Raw genomic sequence first — 243 nt, forward strand, 5'->3', positions numbered from 1 at the left:
CATGTGTCTGGTTAAATTTCATCTGCAAGCAGGATCTCACCGTATGCCGTGCGGCCAAATTCAACTTTGAAATCGAACAAAGTGACTCCGATAGAATCAAAAGTTTCTTGAAGATCGGTGTTGATTTGTCGTGCCAAGTGCTCTAGTGTCTGTTTTTCAATTTATGAAACGAGCTCCAGTAGTTAAATATGAGCATCTGTCAACAGTTGATAACAAAGCTCATCGTCTTTGTAATATAATTAC

1 protein-coding gene is annotated in these 243 nt (G+C 38.7%); it reads right to left on the bottom strand.

The annotated features are described in order from the left end of the window. Nucleotides 1-11: 11 nt before the first annotated feature. The gene (locus CF394_RS00205) at nucleotides 12-161 is read right to left on the bottom strand and encodes a phosphoribosylaminoimidazolesuccinocarboxamide synthase (RefSeq protein WP_094941317.1); all 150 of its coding nucleotides are present in this window, start codon (nucleotides 159-161) and stop codon (nucleotides 12-14) included. Nucleotides 162-243: the final 82 nt, after the last annotated feature.

The sequence above is a fragment of the Tetzosporium hominis genome, assembly GCF_002265435.1.
Taxonomy (GTDB): Bacteria; Bacillota; Bacilli; order Bacillales_A; family Planococcaceae; genus Chryseomicrobium; species Chryseomicrobium hominis.